The organism is Shinella sp. SUS2 (assembly GCF_001262505.1).
Classification (GTDB): domain Bacteria; phylum Pseudomonadota; class Alphaproteobacteria; order Rhizobiales; family Rhizobiaceae; genus Shinella.
This window is the reverse complement of record NZ_KQ410757.1, coordinates 16,889-34,196: the sequence shown is the minus strand read 5'-3', so window position 1 is coordinate 34,196 and position 17,308 is coordinate 16,889. Positions and strand designations below refer to the sequence as shown.

Genomic DNA, 17,308 nt, shown 5'->3' with positions numbered 1-17,308 from the left:
TGTAGAATCTGTCCCATAGCGCATCCCTCCATTCCTGGCTGAATAGTGCACCATCAAATACCGGGACTAAACACCTAGAGTTTGTCAGGGAAAAGTGGGAACCGGTTTTCCCGAAAAGACACACGAAAACAAAAGAACTTAGAGCATGTCTGGTTCAATCTGAACCTGACATGCTCTAGCGGATGAGGATTGCCCTGAAGTCGTTGACATTGGTGCCCGTGGGCCCGGGTACGAACAGATCATCCAGACGATGGAACGCCGTCCAGGCGTCGTTGCCGGCAAGCAGCGCGGCGGGATCCGCGCCCGATGCGCGCAGACGTTTCATGCTGGCACCATCCGCAAAAGCGCCGGCATTGTCCTTCGAACCGTCGATACCATCCGTATCGGCAGCGAGCGCCGCGAAGGAAACGTCCTCGCCCGCCAGCGCCAGCGCCAGCAGAAATTCCGTATTGCGCCCGCCCTTGCCGCGCCCCTTGATCGTCACCGTCGTTTCGCCACCCGAGAGGATGACGACCGGGCGCGGGAACGGGCGGCCGCGGCTGGCGACTTCACGGGCTATGGCTGCATGCACGCGCGCGACATCGCGCGCCTCGCCCTCGATGCTGTCCGACAGGATAACGGCAGGCACGCCGAGGGTTTCCGCACGTTGCGCCGCCGTCTCCAGGGAGAGACAGGCCGAAGCGATGACATGGACTTCATGATCGGCGAAGACGGGATCGTCCGGCGACGGCGGCTCTCCCTCACGCCCGACGAGCCAGGCCTCAATCCGCTCAGGCAGCTTGATGCCCCAAGTCTTGACCAGCGCACGCGCCTGCTCACGATCGCTCGCGTCCGGCACCGTCGGTCCGCTGGCGACCTGTGCCGGGTCGTCGCCCGGCACATCGGAGACAACCAGCGTTACGACCTTCGCGGGATGGCAGGCGGCGGCAAGCCGGCCGCCCTTGATGGCGGAAACCTGTTTGCGAATGGCATTCATGACGGAAATCGGCGCCCCGCTTGCAAGGAGCGCGCCGTTCAACGCGGCCTCATCCTCCAGCGTCAGATCGCCTGGCGGGGCCGGCAGCAGTGCAGAACCGCCACCACATATCAGCGCAACGACGAGATCGTCCTTCCCAAGCCCCTTAACGGCGTCGAACAGCGCTTGCGAGGCCGCGATCCCCGCAGCATCAGGCACCGGATGCGCCGCCTCGAGCACACAGATATGCCGACAGGGTGTGGCGTAGCCGTAGCGTGTCACGACAACGCCTTCGAGCGGGCCATCCCACAGGCGTTCGAACGCCGCGGCAAGCTGCGCGGCACCCTTGCCGGCGCCGATCACGACCGTCCGGCCCTTGGGTCGGGCCGGCAGATGGGCGCGCACAGCTTTTTCCGGATCCGCCGCCTCGACCGCGGCGCGAAAGAGCTCGGTGAGAAAGTCTTTGTCTTCGGGCTTCATTGGGACTGCCATGATTTCGGGTGTCTGATCGCCGGGCGCTACCTGTCGAAACGGGGCGACCGCTTCTGGCGGTAGGCGGCAAGTCCTTCCGCCAGATCGCCGGATGCCGCCGCCACGGCGCCGGCAAGGGCCTCCACGACGCGTTCGCTTTCCTCGCCTTCGGCAGCGTTGATCAGCATCTTCGTCAGCTCAGTCGCCCGCGGAGAACGTTTCAGCACACGCGCCGCGGCCATTTCGGCCGCCGCGCTCCCCTCACCGGTCGCCACGACCTGATCGACAAGACCGGCCGCAAGCGCATCCTGCGCCGTATAGACCTCACCGAAAAGCGCCATGCGGCGAACGAGCCCTGCCCCGAAGCGGCGCGCGGCGCGCTGCGTGCCGGACCAGCCGGGAATGATGCCGAGGCCCGGCTCCGGCTGGCCGATCTTCACATGCGCTTCCGCGATGCGCAGGTCCGCACAGGCGGCAAGCTCCAGCCCGCCACCGAGCGCGTGACCGTTCAGCACCGCGATCAGGGGAACCGTCAGGCGCGCCAATGCGTCGAATGCGTCATGTCCGTCGCGCAGCCAGCGGCACGAGAACGTGTCCGCATCGAGACTGCTCCAGGCGTCGATATCGCCGCCCGCACAGAAGGACTTCCCGCCCTCTCCAACGAGGATGGCAACCCGGGCATCCGAGCGTTCGATGGCCCGGCATGCCTTTCGCAACGCGTCGATCATATCCTCATCGATCGCGTTCAGCTTTTCCGGACGACGCAGGACGATCCGCGCGACATGGTTTTCGATGGAAAGGCCAATGCGCGGATCGCTCACAGCGCCAGCCCCATGCTTCTCGCGCGAAACAGCGCATCGTCCATCACCCTGAGTGTCCTGGAGACCCGCAGCGGCGTTGCGGCCTGATCGAGAACATCGCGCTGGAGATCAAGGCCGGGGGCGATTTCGGTAACGACAAGCCCGTCTGCATCGAGCGCGATCACGCAACGCTCGGTCACATAGGTGACCTCCTGTCCCTGCGCCCGCGCGCGCTTGCCGGAGAAGCTGACCTGATCGACTTTTTGCACGAACTTGGCGATGCGGCCCTCCTTGTCGATCACCAGCCGGCCATCCTCAATATGCATCTTCGCGCCGGCATTGAAATTGCCCGAGAAGACGATCTTTTTCGCGCGGGAGGTAATATCGACGAAGCCGCCAGCGCCCGCCGTGCGGTGCGGCGTTGCCGCAAGGCGGCTGACATTGACCGAGCCTTCAGCGTCGATCTCCAGAAAGGACAGGAGCGAGCAGTCGAAGCCCCCCGCCTGGAAATAGCAGAACTGGTGCGGCGAGGCGACGAAGGCTTCGGCGTTGGACGCGCAGCCGAACTTGAAATCGAGCAGCGGCACACCACCCACGGCCCCCTGCTCGATCACCCAGGTGACCTTGCCGTGCAGGCCCTCCTCGATGAGGATGCGCGGGACATTGGCGGAAATGCCGAAGCCGATATTGACGGCCCAGCCATCCTTCAGCTCCTGCGCCACCCGGCGCGCGATGACCTTGCCGACATCGAGTTCGGGCAGGCGGAAGGTTTCGAGCGGGCGGAAGAGCTCGCCCGAGATCGCGGGGTCGTAGGGCGTCGCCGTCGTCTGCAACTGATCGGGCGCCTCGACGATCACATCGACAAGAATGCCGGGCACGCGCACGTCGTGCGGCCGCAGCGTTCCGCTCGCTGCCACGCGCCTGACCTGCGCGATCACGATGCCGCCCGAATTGCGCGCCGCGAGCGCCATTTCCATCGCGCCGAGGGTCGCCCCCTCCTGCTCGAAGGTGAGATTGCCCTTTTCGTCCGCGGTCGTCGCGCGGATGATCGCGACATCTGGACGGATCGCTGGAAAATGCAGCCAGTCCTCGCCCTCGAAGGCAACGCGCTTGACGAGCGGCGCCGCGCGCGCGCTGGCATTCATCGCGCAGCCGTCCTGATCGGGGTCCACGAAGGTTTCCATGCCGACCTTCGTCAGCACGCCGGGGCGCTTGGCCGCGCCCTCGCGCAGCATGTCGAAGACGATGCCGGACGGTACGTTCCAGGCGGCCAGTTCCTCCTTGAGGATCATCTGCCAGATGAGCGGCGCCTCGGCATTGCTCGGGCCGGAGGGATAGGAGCCGCCGATGATCTTCACCAGCATGCCGGGCTTGGCGATGTGATCGACACCCCGCGTGCCGAAAAAGTCGCCGGCGGCAATCGGATGGATGGACGTGAGGCCGCGCGGATGGCCCTCGCTGTCAAAACGTTCGCCCAGTGCCTTCAGCACCGCATCGGGGCAGCAAAGGCCGGAGGAAGAGTTCACGGCAACAACCGCCCCATCCCTGACGAGCCGGACAGCTTCCTGCGCAGTCTTCACCTTCTTCATCGCCGAAACCTCCGTTCCCGATTGCATTACGTAACTAACTAGTTATAGATTAATCACGGCCAAGACAATCCGGCAAGCGAGATTTTCGTGCCGGGCGACAATCGCGATGGGGCCATATCGCCCCACAAAGGAGGAGGCATGAACATCTATTTCCAGAAAGGTTTCCAGCGAGGCTTCGGCACATATCCGCTGAAGGGGGCCGACCTGCGGAGCGCTGTCGACGCCGCCATCGACGCCGGGTATCGAGCATTCGACACGGCACAGATGTATGGCAACGAGGCCGACACCGGCGCGGCTCTTGCCGCCTGCGGCGTGGCGCGACAAGACCTCTGCATCACGACGAAGGTGCACCCGGACAACTATTCGGAAGAGAAATTCCTACCGTCGGTCGAAGCCAGTCTGAAGGCGCTGCAGGTCGACCGTGTCGACGCGCTTCTGCTGCATTGGCCGCCCGTCGGAGGCGACGTGACGCCATCCCTGCGCCTGTTGCAGTCTGCAAGGGATCGTGGCCTTGCGGACACCATAGGCGTCTCGAACTATACGGCGCGCATGATGCATGTGGCACGCAGCGTGGTCGATGCGCCGCTCGTCACCAACCAGGTCGAGTTCCACCCCCTGGTCGACCAGCGCAAGCTCCTCGCCGCCGCGTCGGAGACGGGCATTCCGCTCTCGTCCTATGCGTCGATTGCCCGCGGCGAAGTCTTCAAACACGGCCTTTTCGCCGAGATCGGCAAAGCCTATGGCAAGTCGGCCGCGCAGATCGTGCTGCGCTGGATCCTGCAGAAGGGCGTGCCGCTGAACACGATGTCGACGAAACCGGAAAACATCAGGGCGAACTTCGACATCATGGATTTCACGCTGTCGTCCATCGACATGGACAGGATCGACGCTCTCAACACCACCGGCTACCGCATCATCAAGCCAGGGCAGCTGCCCTGGGTTCCCGAATGGGACTAACGCGAAAGGGCGGCCGCAAGGCCGCCCTTTTCACTTGCAGGCTACCGGACGATCAGGCGTTGCCGCGGATCATGTCCGATGCCTTTTCCCCGATCATGATCGTCGCCGCATTGGTGTTGGAGCCGACAAGGCTCGGCATGGTGGAGCTGTCGCAAATGCGGATGCCATCGAGGCCGTGCACGCGCAGTTGGGGATCGACCACCGACATCTCGTCGCGGCCCATCTTGCAGGTGCAGGTCGGATGGTAGGAGGTGCGGCCGTACTGGCGCGCATAGGCCACGTAATCCGCCTCCGTTCGTACATTGCGGTCGGGGAAATGCAGCGTCTTGATATATTTTTGCAGCGAGCGCTGCGCAAAAATCTCCTGGCTGATCTTCACGCCCTCGACCGAGATCCTCACGTCATCGGGGTCGGCAAGGAAGTTCGGATCAACGACCGGCAGCGCGCGCGGATCGGCCGAGCGCAGGCTCACGGTCCCGCGTGATTTCGGCCGCAGCGTGTAGGAATTCAGCGTGATGCCGGAAGACCCCTTCGGCACGCCGGGAACGCCCGCCTCGGCACCTGCGCCTGCAAGGAAATGGAACTGCAGATCGGGCGCCGGGTTTGCCTTGTCGCCGTACCAGAAGGCCCCGCCCTCCACGACGTTCGAGGTGATGGGACCGGAATTGAAAAGGGTGTATTGAATGCCCGCCCAGATCGACCAGTGCAGCCTGTTGTACTTGTCCAGACTGTCGTGGTTTTCCAGCTCCGCGACGATATCGACGCCGAAGTGATCCTGCAGGTTCTGCCCGACGCCGGCCATGTCCTGCACGACATCGATGCCCTGGCTGCGCAGGTGATCCGCCGGCCCGACGCCCGAGAGCATCATGAGCTTCGGCGTGCCGATTGCGCCGGAGGTGAGAAGCACTTCGCTCTCCGCCCGCGCCACCGTGCGGCTGCCGCCGGCTTCATATTCGACGCCGACGGCGCGGCGCCCTTCGAAGACAATGCGCAGGACGAGCGCACCGGTGACGACTGTCAGGTTCGGGCGCTTCAAGGCCGGCCGCAGATAGCCGACGGCCGCCGAGCAGCGCCGATTGTCGCGTGTGGTCGTCTGATAAACGCCGGCCCCTTCCTGCACCGGACCGTTAAAGTCCGGATTGTAGGGAATCCCGGCCTCCTGGCAGCTCTGCACGAAAGCGCGCGTCATGCGCTGCGGTTCGGGAATATTCGAAACGCCGAGCGGGCCATCCGTGCCATGCCAGGCGCCGGAGAGGATCGAGTTGCCTTCCGAACGCAGGAAATACTTCTGAATATCCTTGAAGCCCCAGCCTTCCGCGCCTTCCTCCACCCAGCGGTCGTAGTCGCCGGGAACGCCGCGGGTGAAGACCTCGGCATTGATCGACGAGCCACCGCCCAGGACCTTTGCCTGCGCGTACAGGATTTCACGGTTGTTCGCGTGCTTCTGCGGCGCGGTCTTCAGGCCCCAGGTGAGCGGCCCCGTCGTCATCTTGGCAAAGCCGACGGGCATGTGGATCAGCGGATTGGTGTCACGCCCACCTGCCTCGACAAGGCAGACCCGGGCGGACGGATTTTCCGAAAGCCGCGCCGCCAGCACGCAGCCCGCGCTGCCGCCGCCGACGATCACATAATCATACCCCGTGGCCATCATGCGATCCAATGCGTGCGCTTGCCGATCTCGACGTGAACGGACTTCACCTGCGTATACTCCTCAACCCCGTAGATGCCGGCTTCACGGCCCCAGCCGGACTGCTTGAACCCGCCGAGCGGCATTTCGGGACCACCGGCCATGATCGTGTTGACCCAGAAGCGCCCGGCACGGACGCGACGGCTTACCGTCAGCGCCTTGTCGATATTCTTTGTCCAGACGCTCGCCGCAAGCCCATAGACGGTATCGTTGGCAAGCTGGATGGCTTCTTCCACCGTATCGAAATGCATGGAGCACAGAACGGGGCCGAAAATCTCGTCGCGGGCGATCGCCATGTCGCGAGAGACGCCGGAGAAGAGCGTCGGCGCGATATATTGGCCGCGGCCGAGATCGACCGCCTCGCCGCCGGTCAGCAGCTTGGCGCCGCCAGCCTTGCCCTTTTCGATATAGTCAAGGATCGTCGCATTCTGCGCTTCCGTGGTTATGGCGCCGACCTGCGTGCGCTCATCGAGCGGATCACCGACGCGGATCTTTTTCATCTTCTCGACAAGCAGCTTCTCGAACTTTGCCGCAACCGAACGTTCGACGATCAGGCGCGAAGAGGAGACACAGCATTGCCCGGTGTTGAAGCTGATGCCGAAGGCCGCGCCGTCGGCCGCGTCTTCAAGATCGGAATCGGCAAAGACGATGATCGGGTTCTTGCCGCCAAGCTCCAGGCCGAGCTTCTTGAAGTTGCTATCGGCGGCCGCATGGACGCAGGAGCGCCCGACGGCCGTCGAGCCGGTGAAGGAGAGCATGTCGACGTCGGGATGCTCGGACAGCGTCTGGCCGATCGTGCGACCGGAGCCGGTGATAACGTTGTAGACACCGGCCGGCAGGCCTGCCTCGGCCAGTACTTCGGCAAGCAGCAGCGTCGTTGCGGCGGTAACCTCCGAAGGTTTCACGACCATCGTGCAGCCCGATGCCAGAATGAAGGGCACACGCTCGCAGAGGATCAGGAACGGGAAATTCCAGGGCGTGATCAGGCCGACGACGCCGATGGGTTCGCGCAGCACCATGCCGAAGAGATCGTCACCGAGCGAATTGAAGCTGTCGCCATGCAGCATGCGGGCAGCGCCCGCGCCCACTTCGAAGCAGGCGATGCAATGGTCGATTTCGCCGCGCGCCTGGGAAATCGGCTTGCCGTTTTCCAGCGCCTCCCAATAGGCGATCTCGTCGCGACGACGGCGCAGGATTTCGGCAACGCGCAGCAGGACGCTGCCACGGGCAGCTCCTGAAAGGCCGGCCCAGCGACGATCCTCGAAGGCCCGACGTGCGGCGTCGACTGCAGAATTCAGGTCATCGACCGTGCAGCGCACCGTGCGCGTGATGGGCGTGCCGTGGCCCGGCGACGCGCGCTCGAAGTGTTCCGTGCCATCCTTCCACGCTCCATCGACAAAAAAGCCGAAGGTGCGCGCTGCGGTCGGGGCAGAAAGGAACGGGTTTTTCTGGTCCATGAGATACCTCCACTTCGATAGGTCTTACGCCGCAATGGCGATCTGTGTCTTCAAGTCCTGCGGCCGGGCGCCGAGGGTTTCGAACGCCTCCTGGATGGTGTCCAGGGAATAGTGCGCCTTGGTAAAGTCATTCGTACGGAAACGACCGTGCGACAGAAGGGTCAACGCGTCGTGCATGTCTTCCCCCATGCCGGCGACGGACCCCTTGAGGCTTCCTTCCTCCAGAACCGTGCGCAGGATATCGACGGGGACCGTCTCGCCCGGCGGCGTGATGCCGAAGAAGGCGACATGGCCGCCGCGGCGCGTCAAACCGAAAGCCTGCTCATAGAGCTTTCGATTGCCGACGCTTTCGATGACGACATCCGCGCCGCGTCCGCCGGTCATCCCAAGCACGGTGGCCTTCAGCTCTGCCGGATCGGAGACGGCAGCATCCGCGCCCGCGTCAAGCGCCATGCGGCATCGTTCGGCCGAAAGATCTGCAACGATGATGGGGGCGGCACCGACGAGGCGCATCATCTGCACATGCAGGTTGCCGACCGGCCCGGCGCCGAAGATGACGACGGATTGGCCGAATTCCACCCTGGCCTTGCGCGCAGCCCGAATGACGCAGGCAACAGGCTCCGTTAGGGCCAGAACCGCGTCGGGGATGGCTGCGTCGACCGCAATTGCGAGGCGCGCAGGCACGGCGACGAATTCCGTGAAAGCGCCATCCCGGCCGATGCCGACCTGCGTGACTTCGGTGCAATTCAGCACCTCGTTCCGGCGGCACCAGAAGCAGGTGCCGCAACCGATATTGATGTCGACGACGACGCGCGTGCCGACCGCCAGATGCCGAACATTGCTGCCACGCTCGGCGATCGTTCCGCAGAACTCGTGACCGGGTATCAGCGGCAGTTTGTCGGCGGCGTAGTGACCGTTGAAGATATGAATATCCGTGCCACAGATGCCCGTGCGCGCCACCCGCACGAGGACATCCTCCGGCCCGATGGCCGGCACCGGAACATCGCGGAGTTCAAAACGCTTCGGTGCGGTCAGGACGGCAGCGCGCATCGTGCTCATCGCCATCCCTCACTTGACCGTGCGCAGCTTGGCGCGGTCGATGGTCAAGGCAATGGCGACGATCAGCACGACGCCGAACACCATCTGCTGGCGCGTCGCATCGATCTCGAAATAGAGCATTGAGGCGCGGATGACGGCGACGATGAGCGTGCCGATCACCGTATTGACCACGCCGCCGACACCGCCCGTCAACGGTGTACCCCCAACAAGAACGGCAACGATGGCCGGCAGCAGGAAGCCGTTGGCGATGGTCGGCGCCCCTCCCGAAAGTTTCACCGCGAAGAGCAGGCCGGCAATGGCTGCCAGCGCACCCGAAATGGCAAAGGCGAGGATCTTGTAACGCGCGACATTGAGGCCTGAAGCGGCGGCAGCGAGCTCACCGGCGCCAACGGCTTTCAAGGCGCGGCCGAGCGTCGTACGGCGCTCGATGAAAAGGCAGATACCGACGAGCACGGCGGCGATCAGCAACTCGTGCGGCACGCCCCAGCTATGGCCGATCATCCAGCCGAAGGTCTCGTTGCGCTGTGTCGCATCCATGTTCAGCGCCCGCTGGCCGGAAAGCCATTGTGCAATCGAGAAGGCGACGCCGCCGACGGCAAGCGTCGAGATGAAGGACGGCACGAAAAGGCGCGTCGTGACATAGCCGGACAGCATGCCGAGCAGGAAGCCGGCAACGACGCAAAGCACGGCGACCCACGCCCCCATCGACGCGAGATAGACCGAGGCCACGACCGTCACCATGTTCGCCATGGACTGGGCCGACAGATCGATGCCGCCGATATAGATGGCGAAGGTCAGCCCAAGCGCCATGATGAACAGCGGCACGATATCGCCGGCAATGCCAAGCAGGTTCGACGGGCGCAGGAAACCCGGATCGTTGATGCCGACGATTGCGACCAGCACGACCAGCGTGATCCAGGGCAGGTGCGGTTTGAGGCGCTGAATATCCATCTTTGTCCCTCAGATCATGTAGTGCAGCAGGTCGAAGGGCGTGGGCTTGGCGCCCGGCTCGCAAGCGAATTCCTTCTGCATGCGGCCGTCCTTGACTACGATGATGGTGTGCGACAGGCCGATCGCCTCCTCCAGCGTATCGGCGACCAGAACGATGCCGACGCCGGCCGCGCTCATCGCGCGGACCATGTCGTAGACGTCTTCCTTGGCACCGATGTCGAGGCCGCGCGTCGGATGGTCGAGCAGCATGATGTCGGATCCACCCGAACGCCACTTGGCGAGCACGACCTTCTGCTGGTTGCCGCCCGACAGGTTGCCGCAATCGGCGAATTCCGAATGCGCCTTGATCGAAAGCTTCCGGATCCAGTCGCGCGCCAGCGCCCGCTCTTCGGCGACACGCAGCACGCCGCTGCTGGAATGGTTCTTCATCTGCGAGAGCGTCATGTTCTCATAGACGTTCATGCCGGCGACGATCCCTTCGATCTTGCGCTCGCGCGGCACGTAGCCGACGCCGCTGGCAACCGACTGGCGCGGCGAATAGCCGTTGGCGTCCGCACCCTTGATCGTGAGGCGGCCGGTTACCGGCGTCAGCATGCCGTAGATCGTGCGCAGGATCGCCTCACGGCCGGAGCCTTCCGTGCCGACGAGGCACAGGACTTCGCCGGCATGCAGCTTGAAGGAGATATCCTGAATGCGGCCCGGCAGGCCGACACCCGCCATCTCGACCAGCACTTTCGAACGATCGAACGGCGCCTGCAGGTGTTCGCGGTAATATTGCTTGTCGACGTTGCGGCCGACCATCTTGTGCTGGATGGCTTCCGCCGTCGCGCCGCCGCGCTCCACCACATCGACCACCTCGCCATCCTTCATGACATAGATGCGGTCGGACAGCTCCATGACCTCATCCATCCGGTGCGACACGAAGATGAAGGAGGCGCGGGTCGTCAGCTCGCGGACGAGCTTGAAGAGCAGTTGCACCTCGTCCTTGGAGAGCACAGACGTCGGCTCGTCGAGCAGGATGACAAGATCGCCCGTCACCCGTTCCTCCAGCGTCAGAACCTTGGCGAGTTCGACGAGCTGGCGCTGCACGAAGGACAGTTTCGACGTCACGGTCGCTGGGTCGATATCGAGCTTCACCTTGGCGAGCTGCGCCCTGGCGGCAAGCGCCATCGCCTTCCAGTCGACAACCCCGAAGCGGACGAACTGGCGCTCGTAGCCGAGGAAGATATTCTCCATGACAGTGAGGTTCGGGATCAGGGACTGCTCCTGGAACACCATCCCGATGCCCTTTTCCATCGCCTGCCGCGGATTGGAAAAGCGCACACCCGCACCATTGATGAGGATCTGGCCGCCGTCCGGCTGGTAGGCGCCATAGATGACCTTCATCAGGGTGGACTTGCCTGCGCCGTTCTCCCCCACAAGCCCGACGATCTCGCCGCGCTTGATGTGGAAGTTGATCGACTTCAGTGCGTGCACACCGGGGAACTTCTTGTTGACAGCCTTGAGTTCGTACATGGTGCGCCTCACTTCACGAAGGAAACCATCTTGCGGTCGGTCGACAGCACCACCGCAAGAATGACGAGAAGACCGAGGACGCCGTCCTGGAGGAAATCGGGAAGGCCGATGACGACCATGCCGTTGTCGATGACGTTGACGATCAACACGCCGACAAGCGCGTTCCACACGCCGCCGATGCCGCCCCAGAGCGCCACGCCGCCGACAACCACCGAAGTGATGGAGACGAACATGAAGTTCGCGCCGGTCACGGATTCCGCCTGCCCGATGCGGGCGACGACGAGCATCGCGGCAATGGCATAGAAGACGCCGGCCAGGGCGAAACCGGTCACGCGGACGCGGGTCACGTTGAGACCGGAGGCATGGGCGAGATCTTCACCGCCGCCGACGGCGTAGAAGTTGCGGCCGAGCGCCGTATGCGTCTGGATGAACCAGCCGAGGAAGAGGAAGAACGCCGCGACATAGACCATCAGCGGAAAGCCGAGCCAGCGGACCGTGAGCAGGCCGCGGAACGTCGCGTCGCTGACCTTCACGATGTCGCCGCCGGTGAGCAGGATCGCCGCCCCCGTGCCGACGAAGCCCATGGCGAGACTGGCCATGAAGGAGGGGATCTTCAACTTCACATGCACCAGCCCGTTCAAGAGCCCGATCAGGCCGCCGAGAAAGAGCACCAAGGGAATGGCGATCCAGCCGAGACCCGCAAGCGAGCCACCGAGCTGGGCAAAGATAAAGGCGAAGGAGACGGCCGTGAGCGAGACCGTTCCCTCCATGGAAAGATCGATCGACCCCATGACGATGATGAAGGTGACGCCGACGGCGACCATGAGCGCCGGGGCTGCGGCAATCGCGATACGGGCGAAGTTGCGCAGCGAAAAGAAGGTCGGGTTGAGCGCGGTGAAAAAGATCACAAGCGCGATCAGCACCAGGAGCGGCGCCCATTTGATCATGGTTTCGCGCGATAGGCGACGTGTCACGTCAGACACCCCTCTCATGAAAGTTCACAGGAGATGTGGCGGCAGCACATATGGCCGCCGCCGTGCCCAATCAGGCCTTGTACTGGATCTGGCCGTTCGACGGCCCCCAGAAGTCCTTCCAGTCGTAGGCCGGCACGGAATCGAGGTACTTCGCCTTGAATTCCGCCGCGTCCTTGGCCGTCACGAGGATCGTCGGGCCATAGAATTCGCGGTGTTCCTTCGGCTCTTCCGACGGTTTGAACGTGCCGATGGCGGCATGATAGGCAAGCGCCGCGCTGATGCCGCCGCCCCAATGCGGATTGGTGAAGACGGTGGCGAGAAGCTGCCCGTCCATGACCATCTGCACGGCTTCCGGATTGCCGTCATAGGCGACGATCGGCATGTTCTCGATGCCTTCGGCACGCAGCGCCTCGATGACGCCATAGGCGATGTTGTCGTTGGCGCAATGGACGCCCTTGATCTTGTCGCCGTAACGCGTGAGGAACGAGGCCATGAGAGCTGCGCCCTTCTGGGTATCCCAGTCGGCCGGCTGCGCGTCGAGCAGTTCGATCTTCGGGAAATCCTTCAGCGCATTCTTGAGGCCGGCAAGACGCTCGACGGCGGGATTGTTGGCCGCGATGCCACCGAGGTGAACCACGCCGCCCTCGCCGCCCATGGCTTCGAAGAGGATGCGCGCGGTCTGTTCCGCCGGCTTCTCGTCCGACCAGGTCATGTGCGAAACATAATTGTCGCCGAAATCCCAGGGATGCAGGTCGTCGGTCTTGTTCCAGATCGTCGAGATATACGCGCCGGCGGCCTGAACGGCCTCGACGACGGGGCGGGCGTTCGGGCTGTCATTGGCATCGCAGGCAATGGCGCAATTGCCGTTGTTCTTGGCAAGGAAGGCCTTGATATCGGCCAGCGACTTTTCCGTGGAGCCCTCGTTGATCAAGCTGACCAGCGCGCTCTTCGGCTTGCCGAGCGATTCCACGAAGGCCTCGCCGCCCGAAACGACCGAGTTCCAGTAGGCCGAAGCGCGGTCACGGTAGCTCCAGGCAATCGCCGGATCCGTCAGCGCGGCGCGGGCGCTTCCACCGCCGAACAGGCCGGGCACCGCAGCAGCGCCCATGCCGGCGGCAGCGGCAAACAGAAAATTGCGGCGGCTAACCGTCTCGCGCTCGATGAAATCCTTGATAAAGGTCGACATTCTTTCCTCCCAAATCCCCGATTGAAACGCTTCCCGCGTTACCGCCGGCCTGACTGCCAGCAAGGAGAACCTTCCCCTCGGGCGAGACGCTGCAGCGCGCCTCCCACCGCAATTAACGCACTAACTAGTTACTTCTTTAGTTTCGCGCAAGTCAAGTGGTTTTCAGTAGGATGGCAACAGGCAATCGCGCCGGCCGGCTTTGACGGATGGCAATGCGTGCGTGTATGAGTTGCAGGAAAGACATCCCGACTGCGCCAAAGGACAGGCTGAAAACATGACCGGCGAACAGACAGAAAAACCGGGGCGCAAGCCCCGCATTCGCGACGCCGAGGCCACCAAGGCGCGTATCCTTGACGCGGCCAAAAAAGAATTTGCGAAGAATGGCTTAGGCGGCGCACGCGTCGATGACATCGCCGACAAGGCGAAAGCCAACAAGCGCATGATCTACCACTATTTCGAGAGCAAGGAGGGCCTGTTCCAGACGGTTCTCGAAGACGCCTATCTCGACATCCGCAGCGCCGAGCAGAAACTGCATCTGGAAGATCTCGAGCCCAAGGCAGCGCTCGAAAAACTGGTGCGCTTCACCTGGGAATATTACCTGAAGAATCCGGAATTCCTGACCTTGGTCAACAGCGAGAACCTCCATCGCGCCAAGCATCTCAAGAAATCGGAGATCATCAAGGTTTCAAGCCGCAAGCTCGTCAACATGGTTTCGACCATCCTGGAGCGCGGGGTGAAAGCAGGTGTATTCCGGGACGGCGTCGATCCCGTGCAGCTCAACATCACCATCGCGGCCGTCGGCTATTATTATCTGACGAACCGCTTTACCGGGACGATCATCTATGAGCGCGACCTCATGGCGAAGGACGCGCTGGAACAGCGCATCCAGTTCAACATCGAGACGATCATGCGGCTCGTCACGGTTTGACATGACCTGTCGGCAGACCATGCCATGAAGCGCTCGGGGATCAAGGAAGTCGCGGCCGCGGCCGGGGTATCGGTCGCAACAGCCTCCCATGTGCTGTCGGGAACCGGCCGGCCCTCCGAAGCGACACGCAAGCGCGTGCTCGAAGTGGCCGATGCGCTCGGGTTCATCCGCGACGCTTCCGCAGCGCGCCTGCGCACCGGGAAATCCAATCTCGTCGGCGTCATTCTCAACAACATCGTCAACCCGTTCTTCAGTGAACTCGTCGCCTCCCTTGAAGCAACGGTCTACGAAGCCGGCGGCCTGACACTCCTCGCGACAGCCCAGAACGACCTTGTGCGGCAGGAACGGCTCCTCGCGTCCATGGTGGCGCAAGGCGTCGGCAGCGTCATCCTTTCTCCGGTTCACGGCAGCACCGCCGAAGACCTGACCCCCGTTCTCGCGCATGGCTTGCGGCTCGTCGTCTGCGTTCGCGACGTCGTAGGCAGCAAGGCCGCCTTCGTCGGCGTCGACGACGAAAAGTCCGGCTATCTCGCGGCCGATTGCCTGCTGTCGGCGGGACACCGATCGATGGTCTTCATCGGGGGCTACCCGCACACCACGACATGGGATGGCCGTTGCGCCGGCATTCGCCGGGCGCTCGCCGACAGGGACATGCCCGAAGCGGCTTGCCGGATGCTGCCGGGCCTCCTGCACCCGGATTTCGCCGAGGAAAAGATGCTTACGCTCGCGTCTCAGGGCATTTTGCCGAACGCGGTGATCTGCTTCAATGACGACCAGGCGTCCGGGGCCTATCGTGCGGCGCGCAAGCTGGGCATGACCGTCGGGCGCGACATCTCCATCGTCGGCTTCGACAACATCCCGCAAGGCCGCATCCTGGAACCCGAACTGACGACGGTCGACATCCGGCCGGCACTCATCGGCCGCACCTCCGCCGAAATCGCGCTTCGCAAGGCCCCGAGGCTCGGCGAACCCGAGCCGCGGCACAGGCTCGACCCGTTGCTCGTCCGTCGCAACTCCGTCATCTCGCCCTGAATCTGCAGTTCGCCTGCATGAAGCCCCTTGACTGCGCGTCGCGTTTGGTTAATCGTTTCAAGTAACGGACTAGTTACATACTAGGAAGCGAGCGATGGAGACGGACTACATTATCGTCGGCGGTGGATCGGCGGGCTGCGTCATTGCCGCCCGGCTGACGGAAGATGCAGGCACGACGGCTCTCCTGCTGGAGGCAGGCGGACGCGACCGCTCGGTTCTGTTCCACTGGCCGGCGGGCTTTGCCAAGATGACGAAAGGCATTGCCAGCTGGGGCTGGTCCACCGTGCCGCAGAAGCATCTGCAGGATCGCGTGCTCTGGTTCACCCAGGCAAAGGTGATCGGCGGCGGTTCAAGCATCAATGCCCAGATCTACACCCGCGGGAACCGTCGGGACTATGACGGCTGGGCCGAGGAACACGGCTGCACCGGCTGGGGCTATCGCGAAGTCCTTCCCTATTTCAAGCGCGCCGAAGGGAACGAACGGTTTTCCGACGCCTTTCACGGCACGGAAGGTCCACTCGGCGTGTCGATGCCGCGCGCCACGCTGCCGGTCTGCGAGGCCTTCGTGCGTGCCGGGCAGCAATGGGGCATGCCCTACAACCCCGATTTCAACGGGCGCGATCAGGCCGGGGTCGGCTTCTATCAACTGACGCAACGGGACGTCCGCCGGTCTTCCGTGGCAGGAACCTATCTTCGTGACGCAGAGCCGCGCCGAAATCTCACGGTCGAGACGGACGCCCAGGTGCGCCGGATCATCCTTGCCGGAGGCCGGGCGATCGGCGTCGAGATGATGGACGGGACGGTTCGTCATGCGCGCCGAGAGGTGATCCTGACGGCAGGGGCTATCGGTTCGCCGCGTCTTCTGATGCTTTCGGGCATCGGGCCGGCCGATCATCTGCGAAATGTCGACGTCGAGGCACGGCACCATCTGCCGGGCGTCGGCGAAAATCTGCAGGACCACATCGACATCTGCGTGCTGGCCGAATGCACCGGGCCACATTCCTATGACGGCGTCCTGCGGCCTGACCGGATGATCGCCGCCGGCCTGCAATATCTCGCCCTGAAGTCGGGGCCGGTCGCCTCCTCGCTCTTCGAGACCGGCGGCTTCTGGTATGCCGATGAGAATGCCGCATGGCCGGACATGCAGTTTCACCTGGGTCAAGGCTCGGGCATAGAAAAGGGCATCGCCACCATCAACGGCTGGGGGATAACCCTCAACTCCGCCCTCATGCGTCCCCGCTCGCGCGGGACCGTGCGGCTTGCTTGCGCCGATCCTGCCGCCGCACCTCTGATCGATCCGAACTACTGGTCGGATCCATACGACCGGGAGATGTCGCTGCGCGGCCTGGAAATGGCACGCGACATTCTGCGCCAGCCCGCATTGCGCCCGTATCTGCGCCATGAGGTCCTGCCGGGAGAAGGGGTGAAGGACCGGGAAGCGCTCTTCGACTACGCGTGCCGCATGGCCAAGACCGACCATCACCCCGTCGGCACCTGCCGCATGGGAACGGATGACATGGCGGTGGTAGATCCGCAATTGCGCGTGCGCGGCATAAGCGGGCTCAGGGTCTGCGACGCATCGATCATGCCGCGCATCAATTCATCCAACACCAATGCGCCGACGATCATGATCGGCGAAAAGGCCAGCGACCTCATTCGCGGCCGACCACCTTTGCCCGCGGCCAACCTGAAGGAAGAGGCAATGCCGCAACGGACAATGGCCTGACTTTTCAATGGCCGACTTTTC

Annotated in this window: 14 protein-coding genes; 4 read left to right on the top strand and 10 right to left on the bottom strand. The window is 63.5% G+C overall.

What is annotated here, in order from left to right; genetic code table 11:
- Positions 1 to 175: 175 nt before the first annotated feature.
- The 3 genes from AKG11_RS30355 to AKG11_RS30345 are packed head-to-tail and all read right to left on the bottom strand — an operon-like array spanning position 176 to position 3,815.
- Positions 176 to 1,435, bottom strand: a complete 1,260-nt coding sequence (locus AKG11_RS30355) for a glycerate kinase type-2 family protein (RefSeq protein ID WP_050746659.1) — start codon at positions 1,433 to 1,435, stop codon at positions 176 to 178.
- A 38-nt stretch (positions 1,436 to 1,473) separates the two neighbouring features.
- The gene (locus AKG11_RS30350) at positions 1,474 to 2,247 is read right to left on the bottom strand and encodes an enoyl-CoA hydratase/isomerase family protein (RefSeq protein WP_050746658.1); all 774 of its coding nucleotides are present in this window, start codon (positions 2,245 to 2,247) and stop codon (positions 1,474 to 1,476) included.
- Positions 2,244 to 3,815 (bottom strand): acyl CoA:acetate/3-ketoacid CoA transferase, encoded by a 1,572-nt coding sequence (locus AKG11_RS30345; protein ID WP_050746657.1) that lies wholly within the window; start codon positions 3,813 to 3,815, stop codon positions 2,244 to 2,246. The genes AKG11_RS30350 and AKG11_RS30345 overlap by 4 nt, the downstream gene beginning before the upstream one ends.
- A gap of 138 nt (positions 3,816 to 3,953) precedes the next feature.
- Here AKG11_RS30345 and AKG11_RS30340 point away from each other — a divergent pair, with 138 nt between their 5' ends.
- Positions 3,954 to 4,772, top strand: a complete 819-nt coding sequence (locus AKG11_RS30340; protein WP_050746656.1) for an aldo/keto reductase — start codon at positions 3,954 to 3,956, stop codon at positions 4,770 to 4,772.
- Between the two features lie 52 nt (positions 4,773 to 4,824).
- On the opposite strand, the gene AKG11_RS30335 is transcribed toward AKG11_RS30340, so the two are convergent.
- The 7 genes from AKG11_RS30335 to AKG11_RS30305 all read right to left on the bottom strand — a co-directional run bounded on the left by AKG11_RS30335 (position 4,825) and on the right by AKG11_RS30305 (position 13,601).
- Positions 4,825 to 6,420, bottom strand: a complete 1,596-nt coding sequence (locus tag AKG11_RS30335; RefSeq protein ID WP_050746662.1) for a GMC family oxidoreductase — start codon at positions 6,418 to 6,420, stop codon at positions 4,825 to 4,827.
- The gene (locus AKG11_RS30330) at positions 6,420 to 7,916 is read right to left on the bottom strand and encodes an aldehyde dehydrogenase family protein (RefSeq protein ID WP_050746655.1); all 1,497 of its coding nucleotides are present in this window, start codon (positions 7,914 to 7,916) and stop codon (positions 6,420 to 6,422) included. Before AKG11_RS30330 ends, AKG11_RS30335 begins: the two co-directional genes overlap by 1 nt.
- Before the next feature lie 24 nt (positions 7,917 to 7,940).
- Positions 7,941 to 8,975, bottom strand: a complete 1,035-nt coding sequence (locus AKG11_RS30325; RefSeq protein WP_050746654.1) for a zinc-dependent alcohol dehydrogenase — start codon at positions 8,973 to 8,975, stop codon at positions 7,941 to 7,943.
- Between the two features lie 9 nt (positions 8,976 to 8,984).
- On the bottom strand, positions 8,985 to 9,926 hold the full coding sequence (locus tag AKG11_RS30320; protein ID WP_050746653.1) for an ABC transporter permease: 942 nt from the start codon (positions 9,924 to 9,926) through the stop codon (positions 8,985 to 8,987).
- A 9-nt stretch (positions 9,927 to 9,935) separates the two neighbouring features.
- Positions 9,936 to 11,441: a sugar ABC transporter ATP-binding protein gene (locus AKG11_RS30315; RefSeq protein ID WP_050746652.1), complete on the bottom strand. Its 1,506-nt coding sequence runs from the start codon at positions 11,439 to 11,441 to the stop codon at positions 9,936 to 9,938.
- Positions 11,442 to 11,449: 8 nt separating this feature from the next.
- Complete coding sequence (locus AKG11_RS30310; protein WP_050746651.1) at positions 11,450 to 12,415, bottom strand: ABC transporter permease; 966 nt, start codon at positions 12,413 to 12,415, stop codon at positions 11,450 to 11,452.
- Between the two features lie 70 nt (positions 12,416 to 12,485).
- Positions 12,486 to 13,601, bottom strand: coding sequence for a sugar ABC transporter substrate-binding protein (locus tag AKG11_RS30305; RefSeq protein ID WP_050746650.1), 1,116 nt, complete (start codon positions 13,599 to 13,601; stop codon positions 12,486 to 12,488).
- 274 nt (positions 13,602 to 13,875) lie between these two features.
- Between AKG11_RS30305 and AKG11_RS30300 the strand changes: the two genes are divergently transcribed.
- From AKG11_RS30300 to AKG11_RS30290, 3 genes are all read left to right on the top strand, one after another.
- Entirely contained in the window at positions 13,876 to 14,529 is a 654-nt protein-coding gene (locus AKG11_RS30300; protein ID WP_050746649.1) for a TetR/AcrR family transcriptional regulator, read from the top strand.
- 24 nt (positions 14,530 to 14,553) lie between these two features.
- Entirely contained in the window at positions 14,554 to 15,561 is a 1,008-nt protein-coding gene (locus tag AKG11_RS30295; protein WP_050746648.1) for a LacI family DNA-binding transcriptional regulator, read from the top strand.
- A 94-nt stretch (positions 15,562 to 15,655) separates the two neighbouring features.
- The gene (locus tag AKG11_RS30290; protein ID WP_050746647.1) at positions 15,656 to 17,287 is read left to right on the top strand and encodes a GMC family oxidoreductase; all 1,632 of its coding nucleotides are present in this window, start codon (positions 15,656 to 15,658) and stop codon (positions 17,285 to 17,287) included.
- Positions 17,288 to 17,308 lie beyond the last annotated feature (21 nt).